A 20,324-nucleotide genomic window follows, 5' to 3' on the forward strand; every position below is an offset into this window, starting at 1 on the left:
CCCTCCGCCGAGCAGAGATCATCCAAACTCGCGGCGGCCCGCGATCTCCGGGGCGGATGCTCCTATGGTTCGTCAAGCAGCAGGAGCGAGATCGTCCCGGGTGGTCGAGGGTTGCAGTAGTGCGTAGATCTCTCGGGCGATGTGGCGCTTGAGGCAGCGGATGATCTCTTTCTTGTCCTTGCCTTGCTTAGTGCGTCGTTGCACGTAGTCGCGGGTGCGTGGATCGGTGGCCATGCGGGTGATCGCGATCCGCCACAGCGCGCAGTTGGCGTCGCGGTCACCGCCGTGGTTGAGCCGGTGCCGGTGGGTCTTGCCAGAGGAGGCCGGCACCGGCGCAACCCCGCACAGCATCGCGAACGCCGCCTCCGAACGCATGCGTTCGGGGTTGTCGCCGGCGGTGACCAGCAACTGTCCGGCGACATCGGGACCGACCCCATGGACCTGGACCAACGCGGCGTTGATCTGGGTGATCAAAGGCTCGATGAGCTCATCGAGATCACCGATCTCCTCGGTGAGGCGCTGGTGAGGGCGGGCCAGGCTGCGCAGCGCGAGCTTGACCGCCATCGCCGGGTCATCGCACCGGGTGCGGTCGGGGCGTAGCGCCGCGCAGGTGCTGACCAGCTCGCGGGTGGACAGACCACGCAACTGGACGCGGACCTGCTCCGGTGCGGTCACGACCAGCGCCTTGATCTGACGCTGGGCGGTGGCGCGCTGAGTGATGGCGCTGCGCCGGGCGACCCGCAGGTTCCGCAGCGCTTCGACCCGCCCATCGCGATGCTTGGGCACGCCGGTACGGATCTGAGCGAGCGCGGCGCGGGCGGCGGCCTGGGCATCGAGGGGGTCGGACTTGCCCTGCCAGCGGCGTGCCTTACGGTCGGGACGATCGATCTCGACCATCGCCACCTCCTGCTCGCGCAGGTAGCGGGCCAGGCCGGCGCCGTAGACGCCGGTGCCTTCGATCCCGACCAGGACCAGTGCCCCGAACGAGCGCAGCCAGGCCAGCAGGGCGGCGTACCCGGCGCCGGTGGCGGGGAACTGAGCCGATCCCAGGATCCGCCCGGCCGAATCGACCGCCGCCGCGGTGTGAGTGTCGGCGTGGGTGTCGACGCCGCCGGTGACCTCGACCGGGTCCTGTGTCATCGTGGTCATTGACCGTCCTGTTCTCATCGACCGGGCAGGGCGGCACGCACCAGCCGGGCGATACGGACAAGACAGTGATGGGGCCTCTGGCCAGGCTCCTATTAGGTCACGCGCCGCGTCCGGTGAGTGCCGGTGAGCGCCTCCCGGCCAGGGACGGCAGATCCGGTTGAGGACACCATGGTCAGTCAGGCGATGGGCCAGACCCCACCGGGAGGCACTCACCTACATCCTCACTGTCAGCCGAGGTTGGCGAGCTCGCGCACCCCTGCGGCCTGGGTAGCAGTAGCGATCAAGAAGTTTCGATCGCATATGGCCCTGACCTGCGCCGGCCTGAGGCCCTCGGCCGATGTACGCGCCATGATCGCGGTGCCCGTAGCGTCTTCCCGCGCGCCCACTCCACCACGGCCGAAGACGAGGTGAACACCTCCGCCAGCTCCCGCGCCGGCACCCGGCCCTTCAGGCACCAGCACCGGTCATCGCACGGATGCTCGGCTACACCGACCAACAGACCAGCCGCATCGCCACCGCCGTCGGCAGGCCATGGAGCCGCTACGCCCCAGGCGACGACCACTCTCCGTGACAACCATCCGGTTCAATACCCGCGAATAGGCGACAGTCGATTACGCGAGGTCGCCAGTGTGGCTCCCGATGAACGGGCAAGATCTGCGGATCAACTTCACCTACGTGCCTTACATGACTGACAGGCCACCAAGCCGCTGACCTGCAGGTTCACTCAACGACCCCAGATAACGGCGGCGTCCGCGAGACCGAGACCGACTTCGGCCTCAACTACATCCTCCGCAAGCCACTGCCCTGAAACCACGATCCGACGAACAGCGCCTCAAAACCGCAACCAACCCGCCAAGTTCCTGCGATCTCATCAACATCCTGATCTGCAAGAACAACAGCACTTCAAGATCAAACCGTGGATAACGCCCGGCACCGGCAAGACCTCGCTGGTCGAGGCCGCGTTCCCCGACCTGATCACCGTGGCAGGCGACGGGGACACGGCGGTGGCCGATTTCGTCGGCGAATACACCCAGACCGCCGCCGGTGCCTATGAGTTCATCTACGGGCCGCTGGTGACCGCCATGACCGAGGGCCGGTGCCTGTTCATCGACGACGCCACCCTCATCAGCCCCAAGGTTTTGGCGGTGGTGTATCCGGCGATGGACGGCCGCCGTCAGATCACCGTCAAAGCCCACACCGGCGAGACCATCACCGCCGCCGAGGGGTTCTACGTGATCGCCGGGCACAACCCCGGCGTGCACGGCGCGGTCCTCACCGAAGCCCTCGCCTCCCGGTTCGCCGCGCAAATCCACGTGTCGACCGACTACGACCTCGCCCGCACCCTCAAGATCGATCACCGCGCGGTCAAGGTGGCCCGCAATCTCGCCCGGAAGGTCGAGTCCGGGCTGATCGGGTGGGCCCCGCAGCTCCGCGAACTGATCGCCTACCAGAAGATCGCCCGCGTCCTGGGGACCGATGCAGCGGTGGCGAACCTGATCGGTATCGCCCCCGAAGAAGACCGTGACGAGGTCGCCAAGGTCATCGCCACCGTCTACGGCCGCACCATCACCCCCCTGGCGTTGGGCCGCCAACTCTGACCCGCCACCCACCACGACCGCCCGTCACCCACGGATGAGAGGACCCGTCATGCCCGCGCACCTGATCACCACCCAGCCCGAACCTGTCACCCCGAACGGGGAGTGGCTGAAACTGTCCGCCGCGTTCACCGACCAGATCACCCACCTGACCGGACGCGAAGACCTGACCGTCACCTGTGCGCCCGGGGCCGGGCGCGGCGCACCCGGGTGTTTCATCCCCGCCCTGGCCACCATCGAACTCGACGGCACCCACCTGGGCCACAACCCGGGCACCTGCAACCCGCGCCGCCCCTCGGACCGGGAACGCTACCCCGCCCTGTGGGGGGTGTTCGTGCACGAGGCCGCACACGCCCGCCACACCGTCTGGGCCGTCCCCGACGGCGCACCGACCGCGCACGCCGAGGCGGCCACCATCTTGGAGGAGTCCCGGATCGAAGCCGCCCACGTGCGGCGGCGGCCCGCTGACCGCCGGTGGCTACGCGCCTCGGCCCGCCAACTCGTCCTCGCCGACTTCACCACCCCACCGCCGACCGCCCCGCCATCGGCCCCCGGTATGGCCACGACCCCCACAAGTGCCATCCCCGGCATGCCAGGAACCCCTGGCACCGGCACCACGGGCCTGGCCGCCCACGGTTCGGGAACGGCGGGGATTCCCCAGGTGGCGATGACACCGTGGCAGGCCGGGCGCGCCGCCGCTCTCCTGCTGGCCCGCGCCGACGCCGAGGTCCTGGACACCGACGAGGTCACCGCACTGAGGGCGACCATCACCGATGTGATCGGCGCTAGCCGATTGGCTGCGCTGGCCGCCCTGTGGCACATCGCCCACACCACCGCCGATGATGACGCCTCCGCGATGCTGGAGCTGGGCCGCCGGTGGTGCACCATCCTCGACACCGACCCCGACGCACCCCCACCTTCACCCGAAGACGAGACAGAAGAAGGGGAAGGGCCAGAGTCGAGCCGGCCGTCACCTCTGGCCGCCGCGATCACCGCCGCACTCGTCGTCATCGCCGCCGACGCCCCGCCCGCCCTACCGCCCGGCCCGGACAAGGCGAAACAACGCCAAGAGGAGAAGACCGCCCGACAGCGCGCCGAACGCGCCGCCAAAGCGGTGTTCAGCGAAGCCGGTGGGGACGGGCACAGGGACAGCGGTGAGACCGCGATCACCGGCACCCGCCCACCCACCCCCGCCGAACAAGGGGCCGCGCGCCAGCTCGCCCGGCATTTGAAGGCCGCCGCACACCGCGAACGCGTCAGCGTCACCACCACCTCGGCCGCCCCGCCCGGACGGTTGCGGATGCGCGGCGCATTGGCCGCCGACGCCCAGCGCGCCGCCGGGGCCACCCCCACCGCCGAACCCTTCACCCGCACCACCCACCGTCACGTCCCCACCCCACCGCTACGGGTCGGCATCGCCTGTGATGTGTCCGGGTCCATGCACCGGTTCGCCGCACCGGTCGCCTCGGCCGCCTGGATCCTGGCCCGCGCCACCGCCCACATCGCCGACGCCCGATCGGCCACCGTCATCTTCGGCAACCACGTCCGCGCCCTCACCCACCCCGGACGCGCCCCCGCCCAGGTAACCGAGTTCTCCGCCTCCGACGGAAGAGAACGGTTCTGCAAGGCCATCGACGCCCTGGAGGCCGCCGTCGACCTGACCCGCCCCGGTGCCGCCCGCCTGCTGGTCATCGTCTCCGACGGGCTGTTCAAAGGCGACGAACTACCCGGCGGGCAAGACCGCATCACCCGCCTGACCCGCGCGGGGTGCGCCGTGCTGTGGCTCACCCCCGACAAGAAGGAGAACCGCCCGATGGATGGGGCGCACGTGGTCGCCCTGACCGACCCGGCCCAGACCGCCGTCACCATCGGCCGCGCCGCCGCCCGCGCCCTGGCCGCCACCTGACCACCCCGCCGGGGCGGCAGTGCGCCAGCACGCCGCCCCGGACCAGTCAGTCATCACCGCCACCCGCTACGGCATGGCCCCGGGACGCCAGGCCACTGACGCACAGGAGTCACAGATGAACGAGTTCGCCCACTACCTGTTCCACCTCCGCGACGAGGCACTGGAAGCCGCCGGTGACAGACGCGGAAACCTGATCCGCCGGATCGAGGAAGGCGAGGACGACCTCGCCGACGCCGTCGCCGACCTGACCGTCAACCAGTCCTACGCCACCTGGTGGATGACCGTGACCGACCACATCGAACACGGCGGCCTGGATGCCGTCACCGCCCTGACCCGAACACGCGAGGCCGCCTATTGCGCCGTGCTACGCGGCCCGGGCCCGCACACATCGGTGTACCAACACGCCCAATCCCTGGCCCGCGACGCCGCCGCCCGCCTGTTCTACAACGACACCACCGCCATCGACCCGGCCACCGTCACCGCCTCGACCCCCACCGCGCCCGCCGGGTGACCACCACCCGCCCGGGCGCACGCAACCCCCGGGGGGTGGCACCCGCCTGCACACGGGTGCCACCCCGGCGGGACCAGGGCTTCCCGATCGACTTGTGTCGGCGCACCAAGACACGTCACGCTCCCGCCCCGCCCGCCCGGTCCCCGGTGCGGGCCGAACACCCATCCACCAACAAAGAGGAGAAGCGATGCAGCCTTTCGCCCAGCATCTGTTCAACCTGCGCGACAACGCCAAAGACGCCGCCGACGAGGCATGCAACCGCCTCATCAGCCAGCTACGCGGCGCCTCACCCGACCTCGGCCCGGCCATCGCCGAGGTCACGCACCTGCAGGCCTACGCCCGCTGGTGGACCACCCTGACCAACCACATCGAACACGCCCGCGCCGACGCCATCACCGCGCTGGTCCGCACCCGCGAGGCCGCACGCCGCCTCCTGCTCGAAAACGTCATCCCGCGCAGCGAATGCCCCTTCACCGACGCCCAGGCCATCGCCAACCTCGAGGCGGCCCGGCACTTCTACCACGACACCCAAGCGCTGGAAGTCGTCCCGTTCGCCCCGGCCGGACCCACCACACCCACCACCGGACCGGCCGCCCCGCCGCCTGTCACCGGCCCGGCGGTCCCGCCCACCGGCACCTACCCGGCCATCAACCCTCGGAGGCCGATGTGACCACCACGGCCGACCTGGTCTGGCTGTTCCCCGGCGAGGCCGCCCACACCGAACCGATGGCGAACCACCACCGCGCCCTGACCGAGGCGGTCGAGCACCTCGCCTCGGCCCGCGGCCTGCAAGCCGGCCAGGCAGTCATCGAAAGCCTCACCTGCGACGTCGTCACCATCGCACACGCCACCGCCTTGCACGCCATCACCGGCTGAAACAGCGCCGATCGCAGACGGGGATGGGCCGGGCACCAGCACACGAGGGGGCTGCTGGAGCCCGGCCCGTCCCATAGCAGCCATGGCAACCGGCGCAGACCTAAAAACGGTCACTCGGTACCACCACATCACCAAGGAGGGGACTGCATCGATGGTCCACCAGATACAGATCGATGATCAGCTCAAGGCCTACCTCGATCAGCGCGCCTGGCCGGGTGAGACACCCGGCCGAACCCTGCAACGGCTTTTGGACATGGACCGGCCACCAACGGCCGCCTCAACCGTCTCGGCGGCGCTACGGGCCCACCCCGGCGCAACCGCTACCGAACTCGCCCGCGCAGCGGGCGTCTCTTACCCCACCACCGCCCGCGCCCTGAACGCGCTCGTACGCGAGGGGTCCGCAACCCGCACACTCGCCCAACGCACCCGACCAAACCGGCCCGGCAACGCCGGATACCGCTGGTGGCCCACCGAGCGATAACCGGCGCTATTTGACGAGGGAGGCATCGACCATGACCTGTGTAGCGCGTTACCTCGCCGGTCCCGGGGCACCGGAAACGGCCCTGGACGTACTCAAGCAGGCCCGATGGCTCCTGGCCGATGACGAGGCCGGCAACACCTTCGCCTTCGCCCCCGACCGGCGCGTGATCGTGGCGTTCCTACCCGAGACCAACGACTTCGCACCCGGCGGGCCGCTGTGGGTCATCCGCGCCTACCTGCACGGCGACTTCCCCGACATCGCCTGGGAAGCCACCTTCACCAACGCCACACCCGCCGAACTCATCGCCGGATTCCTGACCGAACTGGCCAACCCGGCACCACTCGACGACGAACGCGGCACCTGACCCCGGCACCCACCGGCCCGCACACCAACCTGCATCCAATAGCCGACCCGAAACGAGAGGGAAACCGTGAACGAGATCCGCCAGCACCTGCTCGACCGCCATGACCAGGCACGCCAGGCCGCCGATCAAGCCCGCGACCACCTGGCACACCTGCTGGATCAAGGCGAAGACGACCTCCTCGACACCATCGCCGACCTCGCCCGCCTGCAGCCGTACGCCCACTGGTGGAAGAAGGTCACCGACAACATCGAACGGCGCGGCATGGAACCGATCGCCGCGCTCACCACCGTACGCACCGCCGCCCGCCAGATCCTCATCCACCAACTCGACCACCACACGGCGTCGCTGTTCGAACACGCCGACGCCATGGCCCAGACCGAGGCCACCCGCCGCTTCTACAACGACACCGCCGTCCTCGACCTCGCGACCATCACCTACCCCGGCCCCGCCGTCCCCACCATCACCACACCCGCCGTCACCCTCCTGCCCCGCGACACGGGCACGCGGGTACGCCGACCGGCCACGGCAGCTGAGAACGCCACGGGCATTCGCCCGGCACCGGACCGGCCGCGAGGCGGCGCGGCGGGTCCGATTCGGGTCCTCTGGCGAGGCCGGCGCAAGAAGAAGGGGTCCTTCGACGAGGCCCATGATCAGAACTGAGCCTGATGCCCGAGGTCCTCGCACACGTGGGCCAGCGCGCCGAGCCGCTGACGGACACCGACCCCCGCTGCTACCGGCCAGGCCGATCCGACCCGGCCACGCAATCACCGCACAACACGAGGAGATTCGCCGATGAGCCGGGCGATCTGCATCGCCGACGAGGTCGAGACCTACCTCTTTCGGCACTCCGGGCCGGGCGATGCATCCACCCGGCTCCGGAGGCGGCTGCTCGGCATGGACCGCCCCGCCCCGACGCCAGACCCGCCGATGTCAACGACCCACAGAACACGACGGCAAGCTGCCCCCTGAATCTGGAAGGTGACGATCAGAGATGAAGTGGAATCTGCGCCTGGCCGCCGCCCACCGCGACATCTGGAAACCCAGCGAGCTACAACGCCTGCTCGCTACCGAGGGGCTGACGATCAGCACCGCGAAGGCGTACCACCTATGGTCCGGGAGGGTGCAGAAGATCGATCTGTCCGATTTGGATGCCATCTGTGCCGCTCTCCGCTGTGGGGTCGAAGAAATCCTTATCCCCAGCACGGTCAACCGAATCGATGACCAGCGCGACCAGACCACTCCGGCGTCGCCGGCCGAGACACCCACGCCTCATACGAGGTACGCGACCGACCTGGACACGCCGGTCGGGGTGCGGCTGCTCCGCGATCTACACGCAGTGTTCGCGGGCGTCAACGCGCTGCACAGCGTGACCGTACTCGAACGGCTACATCAGTTCCATGGAAGGCCGTGGATGCACGCGTACGGTCGTGAGCTGACCACCCGCAGCCTGGCGCACCACCTCAGGCCGTACGGCGTCGTGCCGGTACGGTTCACCCTCGGGGGAGTACAACGCAAGGGCTACCGGCGAGAGGACATTCAACGCGCGTGGGACCGCATCCCCAGCATGATGGAACGGATCGATGACCAGCGCGTTCAGACGACTCCGGCGTCGTCGGCCGAGACACTCACCCCTTTGACCAGATGCGTGACTGATCAGGAGACGCCGGTCGGGGTGCGGCTGCTCCGCGATCTACGCGCAGTGTTCGAGGGCGTCAACGCGCTGCACACCGTGACCATCCTCGAACGGCTACATCAACTCCACGGGAGCCCGTGGATGCACGAATACGGCGAGCTGAACGCCCGCAGCCTGGCGTCCCACCTCAGGCCGTACGGCGTCGTGCGGGTACAGGTCAACCTGGGCGGTGTGAATCGCAGCGGCTACCGGCGAGAGCACCTGCAACGCGCGTGGGACCGTTACCTGCCCCGGCCGCAATAGCAGGAAGGTGCTATCGGTCACCACAAGGTCTCCGCCTGACGCTATGCGGGCCTGTGATGCCCCTGGAGCCGTGGTGGCACCGCCACCCCCTCAAAGGCTCTGCCCGAAAGGGCGGCGACGGCCGCCCCGTCATTCGCCAGCTACAGCCAAGTCAGCTCTCACCTGTTCCGCGCCCTGGTCTCGTGCCGCCTGGTCCAGGACCTCGATCCGCCCTCGGCCTGTTCACCGGAAGACGGACGCTACTTCGCCGCACGGGCGCCGGGCCGGGTGAACCCGGCCGCGCCACCCGGGTAGGTCTTATACGACTGCAGCCGCACCTTCGCGCCGGTGTGGGGGGCGACGATCATCATGCCGGTGGCGGGGTCGTAGACGATGCCGACGTGGCCAGGGCCGGTGTGGCCGGGTTTGTAGTCGAAGAACACCAGGTCGCCGAGCTGCTCGGTTCCGGCCGGGATGCGCTTGCCGAACCAGTATTGGGCATCCGACAGTCGGGGGATGGCGATGTGGGCGGCGCGGTAGGCCATCATCGCCAGCCCGGAGCAGTCGAATCCGTCGGGGCCGGTGCCGCCGTAGACGTAGGGTTTGCCGATCTGCGCGCGGGCGTAGGCGATGACCGCCCCGGCCACGCCGCCGGGCGCGTCAGCGTACGCATCGACGTCCCCGGGGCACGCCTGCGGGTCCGTCGCGGTGTCCGTGGCTGCCGGGGCCGTTCCGGGGCCGTAGCGGGAGGCTTGGGCCATGACGTGGCGGACGTATTGGCGGTCGGGGTTGTAGGCGAACACCGCGTGGGTCAGGTGGGCGGGTGCGCCGTGGGCGAGCAGGAACCGCGCCGCGCCGGGGATCGCATCAGCCGGGTCGTAAACGTCAACCCGTCGATCCCCGTTGCCGTCGATACCGACGCCACCGGTGTGCTCGCTCGCGGGGTGGACGGGGGCACCGCCCCAGTTGTTGCCTGCACGGCCGCCGACGCCGATCTGCATGGGCCCGGCCGCACCCGCCCAGTTCGCACCCGAGCGAACCCCGGGGCTGGGGTCACGGCCGTGGTCGGATTCGGTCTTGCCGATCGCGGCGAGCACGCTCCACGGCACCCCATAGCGCAGTCCGGCCTCCTGGTAGAGATCCAGGTAGGTCGGTGGGATGTCACTGGTGGCGGCGGGTGCGACGCTGGGCTGAGGCGCGGCCTGCTGCCCGCAGGCCGCCTGGGTGCCGTCGTGGTGTCCGAGTAAGGCGGCGCCGAACAGGACGGGCAGGAGCAGCAGCGCCGCGATGGCGAGGACGAAGGTGGCCTGCGCCGATCCGGCGTCCCCGCCTCTGGCGCTCGCTGTCGTGGTCATGGGATGCCGCTTGAGTCGCCGGACTGCCCGGCCGCGGCGAGTTCGACGTCATGCACCCGCCATCCATCACTCCCGGTGGTGAGGGTGACGGCGTAACGGGCGGTGTCCTGCCGGGCGGCGTAGGTGGTGGTGATGTGCTCGGTCGCGGCGACCAGGAACATGATCGAGGCGGGCCCCAGCTCGCGGATCGCCTCCGTACGGGCTTCGGCGACAGCGACCTCCTGGGCGCGTTGGCGCTGCACCAGGACGGCCGGGTCGGTGGCGGTGCGTTCGATGACGGCGCGCAGCGAGGCCCTCATCATCGGCGCCAAGCGCTCGATGTACTCGGTGGGCGATTCGTTGTAGCGGTGAGTGCTGTAGGCGGCGACGAACGCCTGCGCCAGCTGTGCGGCCTCGGTCAGCTGGGTAGGGGTGAAGGGCAGTAGCCGCTCCGCCTGGACCGCTGGGTTGACTGGACGCATCGTCCGGCGGGGCGACACGGCCGCTGATGACGTGCCCTGCGCGGGGTGGCCCGCCCGTCCAAGGCGGCGCGCGGACCAGCTCAGGCAGACCAGCACGAGCACGAGTCCAGCCGCGCCGGCTAGCAGGAGTCCGCGGTTCATCGTCGGCCTCCAGTGGCGTCGCGGCTCAGGTCGATGAGACGTCGGCGGACCTGGCTGCCGGTCGGCCGCCAGGCCGCCCCGGCCGGTCCCCCTTCGTCCTCGAGCACCTGTGGGGTGGTGGTGGCGATGAGGGGCCTTCGGGTGGTGGTCCGGGTGTGCAGGTGCTGTTCGCGGGCGGGGTTGGGGAGGATGAACAGGACCGGGGTGTCGGTGATGCCGGTCATCTCCGCCAACGTGGCGTAGTCACTGATCTTGGCGTCGAGGCGGTGCAGGGGTTCGGTGCCGGTGTCGTACTCGGTGAAGAAGTCCAGTTCCCGGTGGTGTTCGCGCCAGCGGCCGTATCCGTCGGGGCGGGCGTATTTCCCCCACGTCTTCTGGCAGCGGTGTTCGGACCACCAGGTCACGAGTTCGGTGTCGGGGTGGGTGCGGGCGTGGGCGGCCAGGGCGGTGAACAAGCCGTTGGAGCCGACCAGGTGGGCGAGTTTGTCCGAATGGGCGATGGCGAGGGCCCGGTCGAGGCGGTAGCCGAGTTGAGCGATGGTCTTGCCGCGGCGCTGGGCGAGGATGGCGGCTCCAGCCGGGCCGAGGACGTAGTGCATGGGCGCCGACCCGACCTCCATGGCGGGGCGGAACCGTTCCAGGGCGTGCAGCCGCCACAGTTTGAGGAGGCGGTGGGTGGTGGTGCTGATGGACGGGAACGCGAGCTGCTGGATTTGGTGGGTGGTCAACACGCGGTGTTCGTGCAGGATCTCCAGCAGCCACCGGTCTCGGGGCCGGAGCCTGCTCGCCAGGGCGGCGACGAGTTCGGGGCTCATCGGCGGCCGGGCCGGGGCCTTGGTGACACCGGAACCGACGTAGGTACGGGCACGTTTCGCAGCGGGTGTGGGCATGAGAATTCCTCCTGTCGTGAATGGATTGGGAATGGTGAGGTCGACGGTGGGATCAGGCCGGGGGCCGCACCGCGGGCGGCTCGTCAGCCTCCGGCTCCAGGTCGGGCTCGGTGAGTGGCGGGGCGTCGTCGTGACGCGGGTCCGGTCGGTGAGGCGTGCGGCGCGTCGTCTCGGCATTGGCGCAGGCGGCCTGGCGCAGTAGCTCGGCGCGGCCGGGGACCGGGTCGGGGAGGGGCCGGGTGGTGAAGGTGAAGGCGCCGGTTTCGGTGTTGCCGACGATGAGTCGGGCGGCGGCCTGGTAGGCGGCCAGGTTCGCCAGGTCATGGCCGGTGAGATTCGGTGCGGTGACCGTGGCGAGTTCTCGGGCGTCGTGGGCGGAGATGGAGAAGATGATTTTGTTGCGGGCGTTGGCGGCGACTGCCTCGCGCATCCCGCTCGGGAACTGGGCCAGGTTCTGGTGGGCCAGGACGATTGAGAGCCGGTGGGCGCGGGCTTCGGCGAGCATCTCCTCAAGGCCGTGGGGGAGGTTGAGGAAGCTGTGCGCTTCGTCGACGTAGAGGGCGGCGTCGCGGCGGGTTGCTTCGGGTTGGCGGGCGCGGCGGGTGGTCGCTTCCCAGACCTTGGCGATCACGAAGGAGCCGAGCAGCCGAGCGGTGTCGTCCCCGAGCGTGCCCTTGGGGACCCGCACGAGGAGGATGCCGCCGGTGTCGAGCAGCCGGTCGGTGTTCAGACCCGGGCCATGCGCGCCGACCACGGCGCGGACGAAGGGCCGCAGCAGGAAGTGCCGGAGTTTGTTCATCACCGGCCCGATCGCCGCCGACCGCGCCTCGGGTGACAGGCCGGTGTACCAGGCCCAGAACCCGGCGAGGATCTCATCGCGTAGGTGAGCGGTGGCGCGGATCCGGTAGGCCTCCTCGGTCAGCAGCCGGGGAATGTCGGCCAGCGTCGCGCCGGGTGTTTGCTGGAGGGTGAGTACGGCCGAGCGCAGGATGTCGTCGGTGCGTGGCCCCCAGGAGTCGGCGAAGATGCGCTGGAAGATCCCGACCAGGTTGTCTGAGGCGAGGTTCGCGTCTTTCCCGGCGAGCACGCCGAGGGCTGGGGGTGGGGTGGTATCGGGGTCGATCAGCCACACCCGATCGGCCACCTGCTCGGGGAGACGGTCCAGCAGGTCGTTGACCAGGTCGCCGCGGGGGTCGATCACCACCGCCGTGCGTCCCGCTTTCGCGTCGCTGAGGATCATGTGGGCGAGCAGGGTGGACTTGCCGGCTCCGGTCGCGCCCAGCAGGTGCAGGTGCTGGCGGGCGTCGGTGACGCGCAGGGCGATGGGGCGGGCGGGACCGGCGTCGGCGTCACCGAGCAGCTTGCAGCCCTTCCCGCCGACCGGCACGACCGGCGGCGGGGGCACCGAGTTTGCCCCAGCCCGGGACAGGCCGGGCACGGCCGGGTCATAGGGCAGGTGTGCGATCGCCGCGAGTTCGGCGACCGACAGCAGGTCCCCGCGTCCCAGCCGCCGCTGGTTCAGTATCTGGGTGGGGTGGTGGAGGCGGTGGCGGGTGAAGTAGTTGCGGCCGGAGAAGACCGCGAAGGCCGAAGCGAGCGCGTGCGCGCGGCCTCGCGCCCAGGCCCGCGCTGCCTGCGGATCTTCCAGTTGCCTCGTCGCCGCTGCGTACCGGATGGTGACGGCGAAGCGAGGCTGGGCGGCTTTGTCGAGGATCGCCTTGATCTCCCCGGCGCGTTCGGGATGCGCCGCCGTGATGCTGCCCGGCCGCGCGGGTCGGGTGCCGGGGCCGGGGGTGAGCAGGTTGAGGAGCCGTCCGGTGAGCGTGGGTTGGGCGGTGCCGCGCAGGTGTGCGGTGGCGCGGTGGGCGCGGGCGAGGCGGCGTCCGGTGATGGGGCGGGCCAGCACCTGCACCACGGTGCTTTGCCCGACCGTGATCCCGGTGGCGGCGCCGAGCAGGGCACGGATCGGGTCGTCTTTGTGCCCGGTGGCGATGGGGTGGTGGTCAGGTCGGGCCAGCCGCAGCGTCCCACCGGTCGCCATGGCGTCGGCGGGGATTTGCGGGGTGGGGGTGGTGATGGTGGTGCGGGCGGCGGGCCAAGCCGCTTCGACCGCGCGGGCGACCAGCGCGGCGGGGACCGGGCCGGGGACCCACAGCTGGATGTGGAGTTGCGGGCCGTCCCATCGGTACTCGAACGCGATATGCGGCTGTCCGGACGCCCACCGGCGCCAGCGGGGGCGCAGCAGGCCGATCAGGTTCGCCCAGAACGTCGCGGCGGCCGAGGCATCGACCTGTGGGGGAACGCGGATCTGCACCAGCTGCGCGCCGTCGGTCAGGTTACGGTGCCGCCACCGGCCCAGCAGGACGCGGGCGGCCGTGATCAGCGTGACTACGACCACCGTGACCACGATCGCGATCGGCAGGTGGGTGATGAGCAGGTGACTGGTCTGCTGCCACCATCGGGTGAGCGTGCCGAGCGGGTCGGTGAGTAGCCGGCCGAGCGGCGAGTTGCCTCGCGGGTGATCTGGAATGGCTTCGAGTGTGGGGATGTGTCGGCTGGGGACACGCGGAGGGTTCATAGGTCGTCTTCCTCCTCATCACCCAGCGCGTACGATTCGCTGTCGGGTGAGTGCAGGCCGGTGAAGGTCCCGGTGGCCTGACGTTCGGCGAGTTCGGCGAGGAACTCCGGGGAAGTCGTGGCCAGCGCGTGCTCGGCCGGACTCGCGACCACGTCGAAGGCGACCCGGTCCGAGCCGGCGGCCAGCAGGCCCTGGCCACGGCGTGCGGAGGCCAGCAGCTGGCGTTCGCCGTCGGTGAGGTCGAACGCGTCGGCGATCTGGTCGAGGGCTTGGGGTGCTTGGCGGAGCAGGATCTGGGTCGCGGCGTTGGCCACGACGGCCTGGCCGAGGTCGGAGCCGAGGACGTCGGCGGCGTCCTGGGTGATCACGCTCAAGCCGGCCCAGTGCTTGCGGGCGCTCTTGGCCATGCGGAACAAGAACCGGGCGCCTTCGGGCTGGCGCATCAGCAGCCAGCCCTCATCGACCACCACCAGCCGGGGTTTTCGGCTGTTGGCGTCGGTGACGCGCCGCCAGATGCTGTCGAGGGTGAGGAGCGTCCCGACCGTCTTCAGCTCGTCCGGCAGGTCGCGCAGGGAGAAGACGATCAGGTGGGAATCGGGACGGGTGGTGGTGGGCCCGTCGAACAACTCCCGCCAGGTCCCACTCACGTACGGGGCCAGCCGGGCGGCCAGATCCTTGGCCGCGGGTTCGTCGTCGGCTTCGAGCGCACGGGCCAGGTCGGCTAGGACCGGTGGTTGGCGACTCCAGGTGCGCGGATCGGCGGTCAGGCCGGCGCCGTGGTAGGCGGCGACGATCGCCCGGTCCAGCGCGGCACGGTCGGCAGGGGTGAGCGGGGCTTTGAGGAGGACGGAGATGAAGGTGTGGATGAACAGCGCCCGCCGGGTCAGCGCGTCCGCGCTGCGGTGCGCGCCAGGTGGCAGGTCGAAGGGGTTGAGGCGCACGCCTGGGGCGCCGAGGGCGATGTGGGCGCCGCCGACCGCGTGGGCGAGGCGTTCGTATTCGTTTTCGGGGTCGATGACGCAGACCTCGACGCCGGTGAACAGAGAGCGCAGGATGTCGAGTTTGGCCAGGTAGGACTTGCCTGCTCCCGAGCGGGCGAGGATCACGCTGTTGTGGTTGTCGCAGGTGAACCGGTCCCACATCACCAGCGACGAGGACGCGGCGTTGACCCCGTACAGGACGGCGTGGTCGCCGAGGTCGGCGTGCAGGTCCGGGGAGGTGAACGGAAACGCCGCCGCCAGCGCGGAGGTGTCGAAGGTCCGCTTGACGTCGAGCAGGTCAACGCCGAGCGGCAGGGTGGTGATCCAGCCCTGCAGCGAGCGGAACGTCGCCGGTTTGGCGTCGATCAACAACCCGGCGGCCAGGGCCCGCACCCGGGAGACCTCATCATCGAGGTGGGCGTGTGTGTGGGCGTGGATGGTGAGGGTCAGGCCGACGCGGAACAGCCTGCCTTCACCGCGGGCAAGCCGGGCGGCCAGGTCGTGGGCGTCGCTGGCTGCGGTGTCGGCGGCGAAGTCGACCAGCCGCCCGTGTTCGTAGTCTGAGCGAGCGCCGGCTTCGAGGCGGGCGAGTTGGCGGCGCAGCCGGGTTGCGGCGACCTGGGGTGGGATGGGTTCGATGTGCAGGGCGACGTCGAGGCGGCCGGGGTAGGTGAGCAGGGGTTCGAGCCAGCCCAGGCCGACCTCCCGCGGATACCCCGTGACGACCAGGGACGCGCAGACTCCATCGGACAAGTCCAGGCGGCGTGGCTGCACATCGATGCCGGGCGGCCCGATCGGGGAGGCGGCCGGGGGCTCGGCGTCGGTGTCGGCGCGGGGGCGTGTCCAGGGCAGGCGTAGGGCGCTCATCGCGTGACTCCCATTCCAGAGGCGGCGGTGATGGGTTCCTCAGGTGCGGCCAGGCCCGGATCCATAGGTGGGGCGGTGGGGTCGGCTGCAGCGGCGAGGATCGCCGCGCTCTGGGCACCGTCGAGGAGGTAGGCGTTGATCCCGGCGGCGGCCAGCGCACGCGCGGTCTGTTCCGCACGGCGCAGCACGCGCTGCGCCGCGCCGTCGGCGTCGCGCCGCCGGGTAGCCGATCCGGTGCCGGTGGAGCCGTGGGGTTCGCGCAGGACGATCAGGACCTGGCGGGCGAGTAGTTCGCGGGTGGTGGCCAGCTCGGTCAGGAAGCCGGCGTGGTCGTGGGCGGCGGCCTCCAGCGCCGGGTGCGGCAACCCGGCGGCGCGGTCCCGCAGCAGGGCGATGGCGGGGGTCAGGTTGATGGGCTGAGCGTGCACCAGGACCTGGGCGGGGCCGGTGAGGGAGTTCAGCCACCCACCGAACGCCCCGACGAGAGCGGCCTGCTCGCCGGACGTGCGCAGAGCGAAGCTGACGGTGGAGCAGGCGACGATGACCGCGACGCCATCGGGCCCGAGACTGATCGCCCCGTCGGCGCGGATCGCGCGGGCCGGCAACCGCAACGGTGACGGAAGCGGCGGCACCTGATCCGGGGCGTCGGCCCAGGCGGGCAGCGCGGGCACCCCCTCGGGCGCGACGACCAGGCGGCGCGGCTGGCCGGCCTGTTTGACCGCGTAGGCCAGGAGCCGGTCCAGCGGGACGCCGTCGCGTTCGACCAGCGCGAGCGCCGCCGCCACGCCGAGGATCGCCATGGCGAGCGCGGCGAAGATCGGCAATGGCAGCACACGCGCGGTGGCCAGGTACAAGGCCCACACGAGCGCGACGGCGGGGATGAGGATGGCGAGCTGGCGGGCGGTGAAGTTCGCCAGCACCCGGTCGGGCTTTTCAACGTCGGCGGGGATGGTCACTGAATACGGCGTGCTCATTGACTCCTCCGAGAGTTGTTCGAGGACGGGTTGGTGGTGCGGCGGCGGGCGCGGGCCTCGGCATCGCGCAGCGCTGCGGCATCGGCGAGGCGGCGCGGGGAGCGGCCGGCCTGCGGGCTTCCCGGCGGCGGGAAGCCCAGCGGCAGCTCGGACTGGACATGCCTGCGTGCTGGCGGGGCCGGGAGTCGCGTCTGGGTGTAGCGAGGATGGATCGGCAGGGCGGTCTGTTGCCAGCGCGGCGGACTGCTCGTTGTGCCTGGCAGCCGCAGCTGTGTCCACCCCGGTGTCGGGGTGCGGGGCTGTGGTGGCGGGCTGATCGGCAGCTGCAATTGGGTGCCGCTGGTCGGCGATGAAGGCGGGAGCGGCAGCTGGGGCTGCACCCATGTCGGCGGGTTCGACGGCGGCGGAGGTGGAGGCGGCGGCAGGGCCGGCGGTGGTGGGGGAGGCGGGGTGATCCGCGGCGGACGTGGCCGGCGCGCAACACGGCCGCCCTTGAACGCCCCGCCCACCTTGCGGAAGATCAGGATCGCGGCGATGGTGCGGGCGGCCCGCACGATCGGGCTGCGACCCGCACCGCCCTGGAAGACCAGGCGGGAGACCCAGGAGGGGATCCGGGCCAGGATGTACAGCAGGCAGATCACCAGGACCAGATCGAACAGGCCCTTGCCGGAGCGGATGCCGAAAAGGTCGGCCTGATCGGAGGTGAAGAACACCCGCAACGCGGTGGCCAGCACCAGGGCTTGGGCGACCTGAATGGCCAGCACTCCGGCGACCGCGCGCCACCACATCCGGGCCAGGCCCTCGGTCTGTGGGAGGGCGTGGCAGGCCAGGGCGAGGGGTGCGGCGGCGGTCAGCAGCACCAGCATCATGACCCGGATCGCGAAGGTGAACAGCACTACCAGGCCGGCGATCACGGCGACCATCGCCAGCATGGCGGTGAAGGGGTCCGTGGCGTCGGTCAGGGCGTGCAGGATCAGGCCCTTGAGGGTGTTGGCGGCCTTGGCCTCATCGACCCCCTGGCCCATGAACGTCCGGGACAGGGCGTTGGCGAACCCGATCACCTGCCCGATCACCGGCAGATTCACATTCGCCGCCACCATCGCGATGACGAGACGAGGCGCGAGGTCCTTGGCCGTGTAGGAGCTTTGGAGGGTCTGGTGGCTCATGATGAGGATGCCGCCGAGAATCACCAGCAGGATGAAGCTGGTGTTCGCGATCCATGCTGAGGTTGTCCACAGGCTGTGGACGCGGTCCATCTGATCCACGCGTGGGGTGGACAGGACCGATCGGGCCAGGAACCGGAACACCGGGTTGAGGGCGTAGGAGACCAGGCCGCGGAAGAACCCGTTGATCGCCTGCCGGAATTCACACACCAGGTCGAACAGCCCGCACCCACCCGACCCGCCGGCCGGAGCCGTCGACGGGCTCTGGCCGGGCGCGGGCGTGGGTGTCGAAGAGGCCGGCGGTGGAGTGGTCGCAGGTGTGGTCGGTGGCGCGGCGGTTGAGCCTGGCCCGGCCGGGGCCGTGCCCAGCGGCGAGGTTGGTGGTGGAGTCGGCGACGGGGTGCCCGGGACCTGCCGCACCTTTGAGAGCGTCTGTGCGTACGCCGGGCTGCCGGTTCCGGTGCACAGGGCGGCGGCCAGACCGGCGGCAGCGCAGACGAGCAGGAATTTGATCCAGACAGGCAGCGTCGTTGGCATCGCGGTCACGCCCCGACGAAGCCTTTGAGGATCTGTACCAGCACCGGGGCCAGCACAGCGACGCCGTAACCGATCGCGGCGTACTTGAGGTTCTCCTTGGCTTTGGCGACCTCGCCGGGGTCGCCGCCGGCCAGCAACATCCGGACCCCGCCGATCGTCAAGAACAGCGTGGCCAGGGCGACCAGCATCCCGACCAGCCACTTGGTGATGTTGCCGATCACCGTCGGCAGATCCTTCACTACCGCGACGACGGCGGCGTCGGCGACCGGGGCGGTGGTGATGACCGCCGCAGCGGCCACCACCACAGCTGTCACGGCGTACAGGACGCAGGCACCGGGACGCGCTCCGCGGGCTCGGCGTTTCATGACGGGTCTCCGCCCGATCGCCGGGATCCGTGGTCGCCGGGACGGCGGGCGCAGCCCCGGGTCCGGTAGCGGCGCCGGTCACCGGTCCGGTGCCGACGGCGCGGGCTCTGGCCCGGCGACTCGGCCGGTGCGTCGGGGGCCGGGTCGTGGGTGGGGGTGGGGCGGGGTGCGGGACGCGTGCAGAAGGCTCCTTCCTTATCGGGGTCCTTGGCGGATCCATCCGTGTCGGGTGTGCCGTCCGAGGTGGTGGATCGGCCCCGCACCCGCCCCGGCTCAGGGTTTTCTCCGCTCGCCTTGTGAAGACCGGGATTCGGCCGGTGAGCGGACAGGCGATGTTCGACATCACCGTTTTTCATCGCGGCGACCAGCCGGGCCTCACCGCGCTGACGCGCCTTGCATGCCGCCTCGTACCCGAGACCGAGTTCGGCGGCGGCGTCCTTGAGGGCGAGGTCTTCGAGTCGGCTGCGGCCGATCAACTCGGCCTGCAACGGCGACAGCACCCCCTTGGCGACCGCGTCGAACAAGATCAGGTCCGGGTGCCCCCACGGAGCGGGCGGCGGCTGGGATTCGGCCACCGGGAGCGGCATCGGCATGAGACCGTCGCGGGTGTAGCGGGCGGTGATCCCGGCCCGGTAGGCGCACCACCGCAACCGGGTGATCACCCCTGGCCGGTCCGTGTCGATCCGGCGTAGGCCTTCCAGGAACCCGGTCAGCACCGCCGAGTCGATGTCGGCTGCATCGCCGCGGTAGCCCTCGGCCAGTTCGGTGGCCATCTTCCGCAGCGCGGGCAAGGCGACTCCGGCGGCGGCGATCGTCCACGCGGGGCGCTGGGTTCGCGCCTGGTCGATCAGGTGCCGCCAGGCCGCGTCCCGGCACGCTCGGCCGGTGGCCGGGTGCAGCAAGATCGCCCGGAGTTCCCCCAGGGGGATCGGCCGACGGGGCAGCCCATGTCCGACCACCCTGCCGTCGAGGGCGATCGGGTTGGGACCGGCGGTCAGCAGGTAGAAGGTCGAGGCCACCGTCTGCAGCGAACTCGGTGGCCTCTGGGGTGTCCGGCGACGCTGCTGCGGGCCGTCTTGATGGGCGCCGGGGTTCTGGTGGTCGGGGCGCTGGTGGTCGGGACTGGCCATGGTGAGGCTCCTTCGATCCGGGTTGGTTCGGGAGCTCTCATGCAGCCAGCCGCCGTAGGCATTTCTTAGGCACACCGCCTGACCTG

The 20,324-nt window shown here is 70.5% G+C and carries 19 protein-coding genes; 9 read left to right on the top strand and 10 right to left on the bottom strand.

The genetic code is table 11. The features are described from left to right. Positions 1-72: 72 nt before the first annotated feature. Positions 73-1,149 (bottom strand): IS110 family RNA-guided transposase, encoded by a 1,077-nt coding sequence (locus ACYVF7_RS23195; protein ID WP_460344289.1) that lies wholly within the window; start codon positions 1,147-1,149, stop codon positions 73-75. Positions 1,150-2,069: 920 nt separating this feature from the next. On the opposite strand from ACYVF7_RS23195, the gene ACYVF7_RS23200 reads away from it, so the two are divergent. The 9 genes from ACYVF7_RS23200 to ACYVF7_RS23240 all read left to right on the top strand — a co-directional run bounded on the left by ACYVF7_RS23200 (position 2,070) and on the right by ACYVF7_RS23240 (position 8,818). Continuing rightward, complete coding sequence (locus tag ACYVF7_RS23200; protein WP_460358068.1) at positions 2,070-2,747, top strand: AAA family ATPase; 678 nt, start codon at positions 2,070-2,072, stop codon at positions 2,745-2,747. 49 nt (positions 2,748-2,796) lie between these two features. After that, positions 2,797-4,650, top strand: a complete 1,854-nt coding sequence (locus ACYVF7_RS23205) for a VWA domain-containing protein (protein WP_460344292.1) — start codon at positions 2,797-2,799, stop codon at positions 4,648-4,650. A gap of 115 nt (positions 4,651-4,765) precedes the next feature. Next, positions 4,766-5,161: a hypothetical protein gene (locus ACYVF7_RS23210; protein WP_460344295.1), complete on the top strand. Its 396-nt coding sequence runs from the start codon at positions 4,766-4,768 to the stop codon at positions 5,159-5,161. 187 nt (positions 5,162-5,348) lie between these two features. Then, on the top strand, positions 5,349-5,831 hold the full coding sequence (locus tag ACYVF7_RS23215) for a hypothetical protein (protein WP_460344298.1): 483 nt from the start codon (positions 5,349-5,351) through the stop codon (positions 5,829-5,831). After that, positions 5,828-6,037 (top strand): hypothetical protein, encoded by a 210-nt coding sequence (locus ACYVF7_RS23220; RefSeq protein ID WP_460344301.1) that lies wholly within the window; start codon positions 5,828-5,830, stop codon positions 6,035-6,037. The genes ACYVF7_RS23215 and ACYVF7_RS23220 overlap by 4 nt, the downstream gene beginning before the upstream one ends. Before the next feature lie 253 nt (positions 6,038-6,290). Continuing rightward, positions 6,291-6,518, top strand: coding sequence for a winged helix-turn-helix domain-containing protein (locus ACYVF7_RS23225; protein ID WP_460358071.1), 228 nt, complete (start codon positions 6,291-6,293; stop codon positions 6,516-6,518). Positions 6,519-6,549: 31 nt separating this feature from the next. Beyond that, on the top strand, positions 6,550-6,882 hold the full coding sequence (locus tag ACYVF7_RS23230; RefSeq protein WP_460344304.1) for an SPDY domain-containing protein: 333 nt from the start codon (positions 6,550-6,552) through the stop codon (positions 6,880-6,882). A gap of 66 nt (positions 6,883-6,948) precedes the next feature. After that, positions 6,949-7,542 (top strand): hypothetical protein, encoded by a 594-nt coding sequence (locus ACYVF7_RS23235; RefSeq protein WP_460344307.1) that lies wholly within the window; start codon positions 6,949-6,951, stop codon positions 7,540-7,542. A 331-nt stretch (positions 7,543-7,873) separates the two neighbouring features. Then, a complete protein-coding gene (locus ACYVF7_RS23240) occupies positions 7,874-8,818 on the top strand; it encodes a DUF3631 domain-containing protein (protein ID WP_460344310.1) in 945 nt (314 codons plus the stop codon). A gap of 239 nt (positions 8,819-9,057) precedes the next feature. Here the strand turns inward: ACYVF7_RS23240 and ACYVF7_RS23245 are convergent, their stop codons facing one another. Genes ACYVF7_RS23245 through ACYVF7_RS23285 form a run of 9 tightly spaced genes read right to left on the bottom strand, consistent with a single transcriptional unit; the run spans position 9,058 to position 20,238 of the window. Further along, positions 9,058-10,152, bottom strand: a complete 1,095-nt coding sequence (locus ACYVF7_RS23245) for a C40 family peptidase (RefSeq protein WP_460344315.1) — start codon at positions 10,150-10,152, stop codon at positions 9,058-9,060. Then, the gene (locus tag ACYVF7_RS23250; RefSeq protein ID WP_460344318.1) at positions 10,149-10,754 is read right to left on the bottom strand and encodes a hypothetical protein; all 606 of its coding nucleotides are present in this window, start codon (positions 10,752-10,754) and stop codon (positions 10,149-10,151) included. The genes ACYVF7_RS23245 and ACYVF7_RS23250 overlap by 4 nt, the downstream gene beginning before the upstream one ends. Beyond that, entirely contained in the window at positions 10,751-11,644 is an 894-nt protein-coding gene (locus ACYVF7_RS23255) for a replication-relaxation family protein (RefSeq protein ID WP_460344321.1), read from the bottom strand. Before ACYVF7_RS23255 ends, ACYVF7_RS23250 begins: the two co-directional genes overlap by 4 nt. Before the next feature lie 52 nt (positions 11,645-11,696). Continuing rightward, on the bottom strand, positions 11,697-14,222 hold the full coding sequence (locus ACYVF7_RS23260) for a type IV secretory system conjugative DNA transfer family protein (RefSeq protein WP_460344324.1): 2,526 nt from the start codon (positions 14,220-14,222) through the stop codon (positions 11,697-11,699). Further along, on the bottom strand, positions 14,219-16,069 hold the full coding sequence (locus tag ACYVF7_RS23265) for a VirB4 family type IV secretion system protein (RefSeq protein ID WP_460344327.1): 1,851 nt from the start codon (positions 16,067-16,069) through the stop codon (positions 14,219-14,221). The genes ACYVF7_RS23260 and ACYVF7_RS23265 overlap by 4 nt, the downstream gene beginning before the upstream one ends. Beyond that, positions 16,066-17,043, bottom strand: a complete 978-nt coding sequence (locus tag ACYVF7_RS23270; RefSeq protein ID WP_460344330.1) for a PrgI family protein — start codon at positions 17,041-17,043, stop codon at positions 16,066-16,068. Before ACYVF7_RS23270 ends, ACYVF7_RS23265 begins: the two co-directional genes overlap by 4 nt. Beyond that, complete coding sequence (locus ACYVF7_RS23275) at positions 17,040-18,752, bottom strand: hypothetical protein (RefSeq protein WP_460344333.1); 1,713 nt, start codon at positions 18,750-18,752, stop codon at positions 17,040-17,042. The genes ACYVF7_RS23270 and ACYVF7_RS23275 overlap by 4 nt, the downstream gene beginning before the upstream one ends. Beyond that, the gene (locus tag ACYVF7_RS23280; protein WP_460344336.1) at positions 18,749-19,108 is read right to left on the bottom strand and encodes a pilin; all 360 of its coding nucleotides are present in this window, start codon (positions 19,106-19,108) and stop codon (positions 18,749-18,751) included. The genes ACYVF7_RS23275 and ACYVF7_RS23280 overlap by 4 nt, the downstream gene beginning before the upstream one ends. Next, positions 19,105-20,238, bottom strand: a complete 1,134-nt coding sequence (locus ACYVF7_RS23285) for a sigma-70 RNA polymerase sigma factor region 4 domain-containing protein (RefSeq protein ID WP_460344339.1) — start codon at positions 20,236-20,238, stop codon at positions 19,105-19,107. The genes ACYVF7_RS23280 and ACYVF7_RS23285 overlap by 4 nt, the downstream gene beginning before the upstream one ends. Between the last annotated feature and the right edge of the window lie 86 nt (positions 20,239-20,324).

The sequence above is a fragment of the Actinoallomurus acanthiterrae genome, assembly GCF_054775715.1.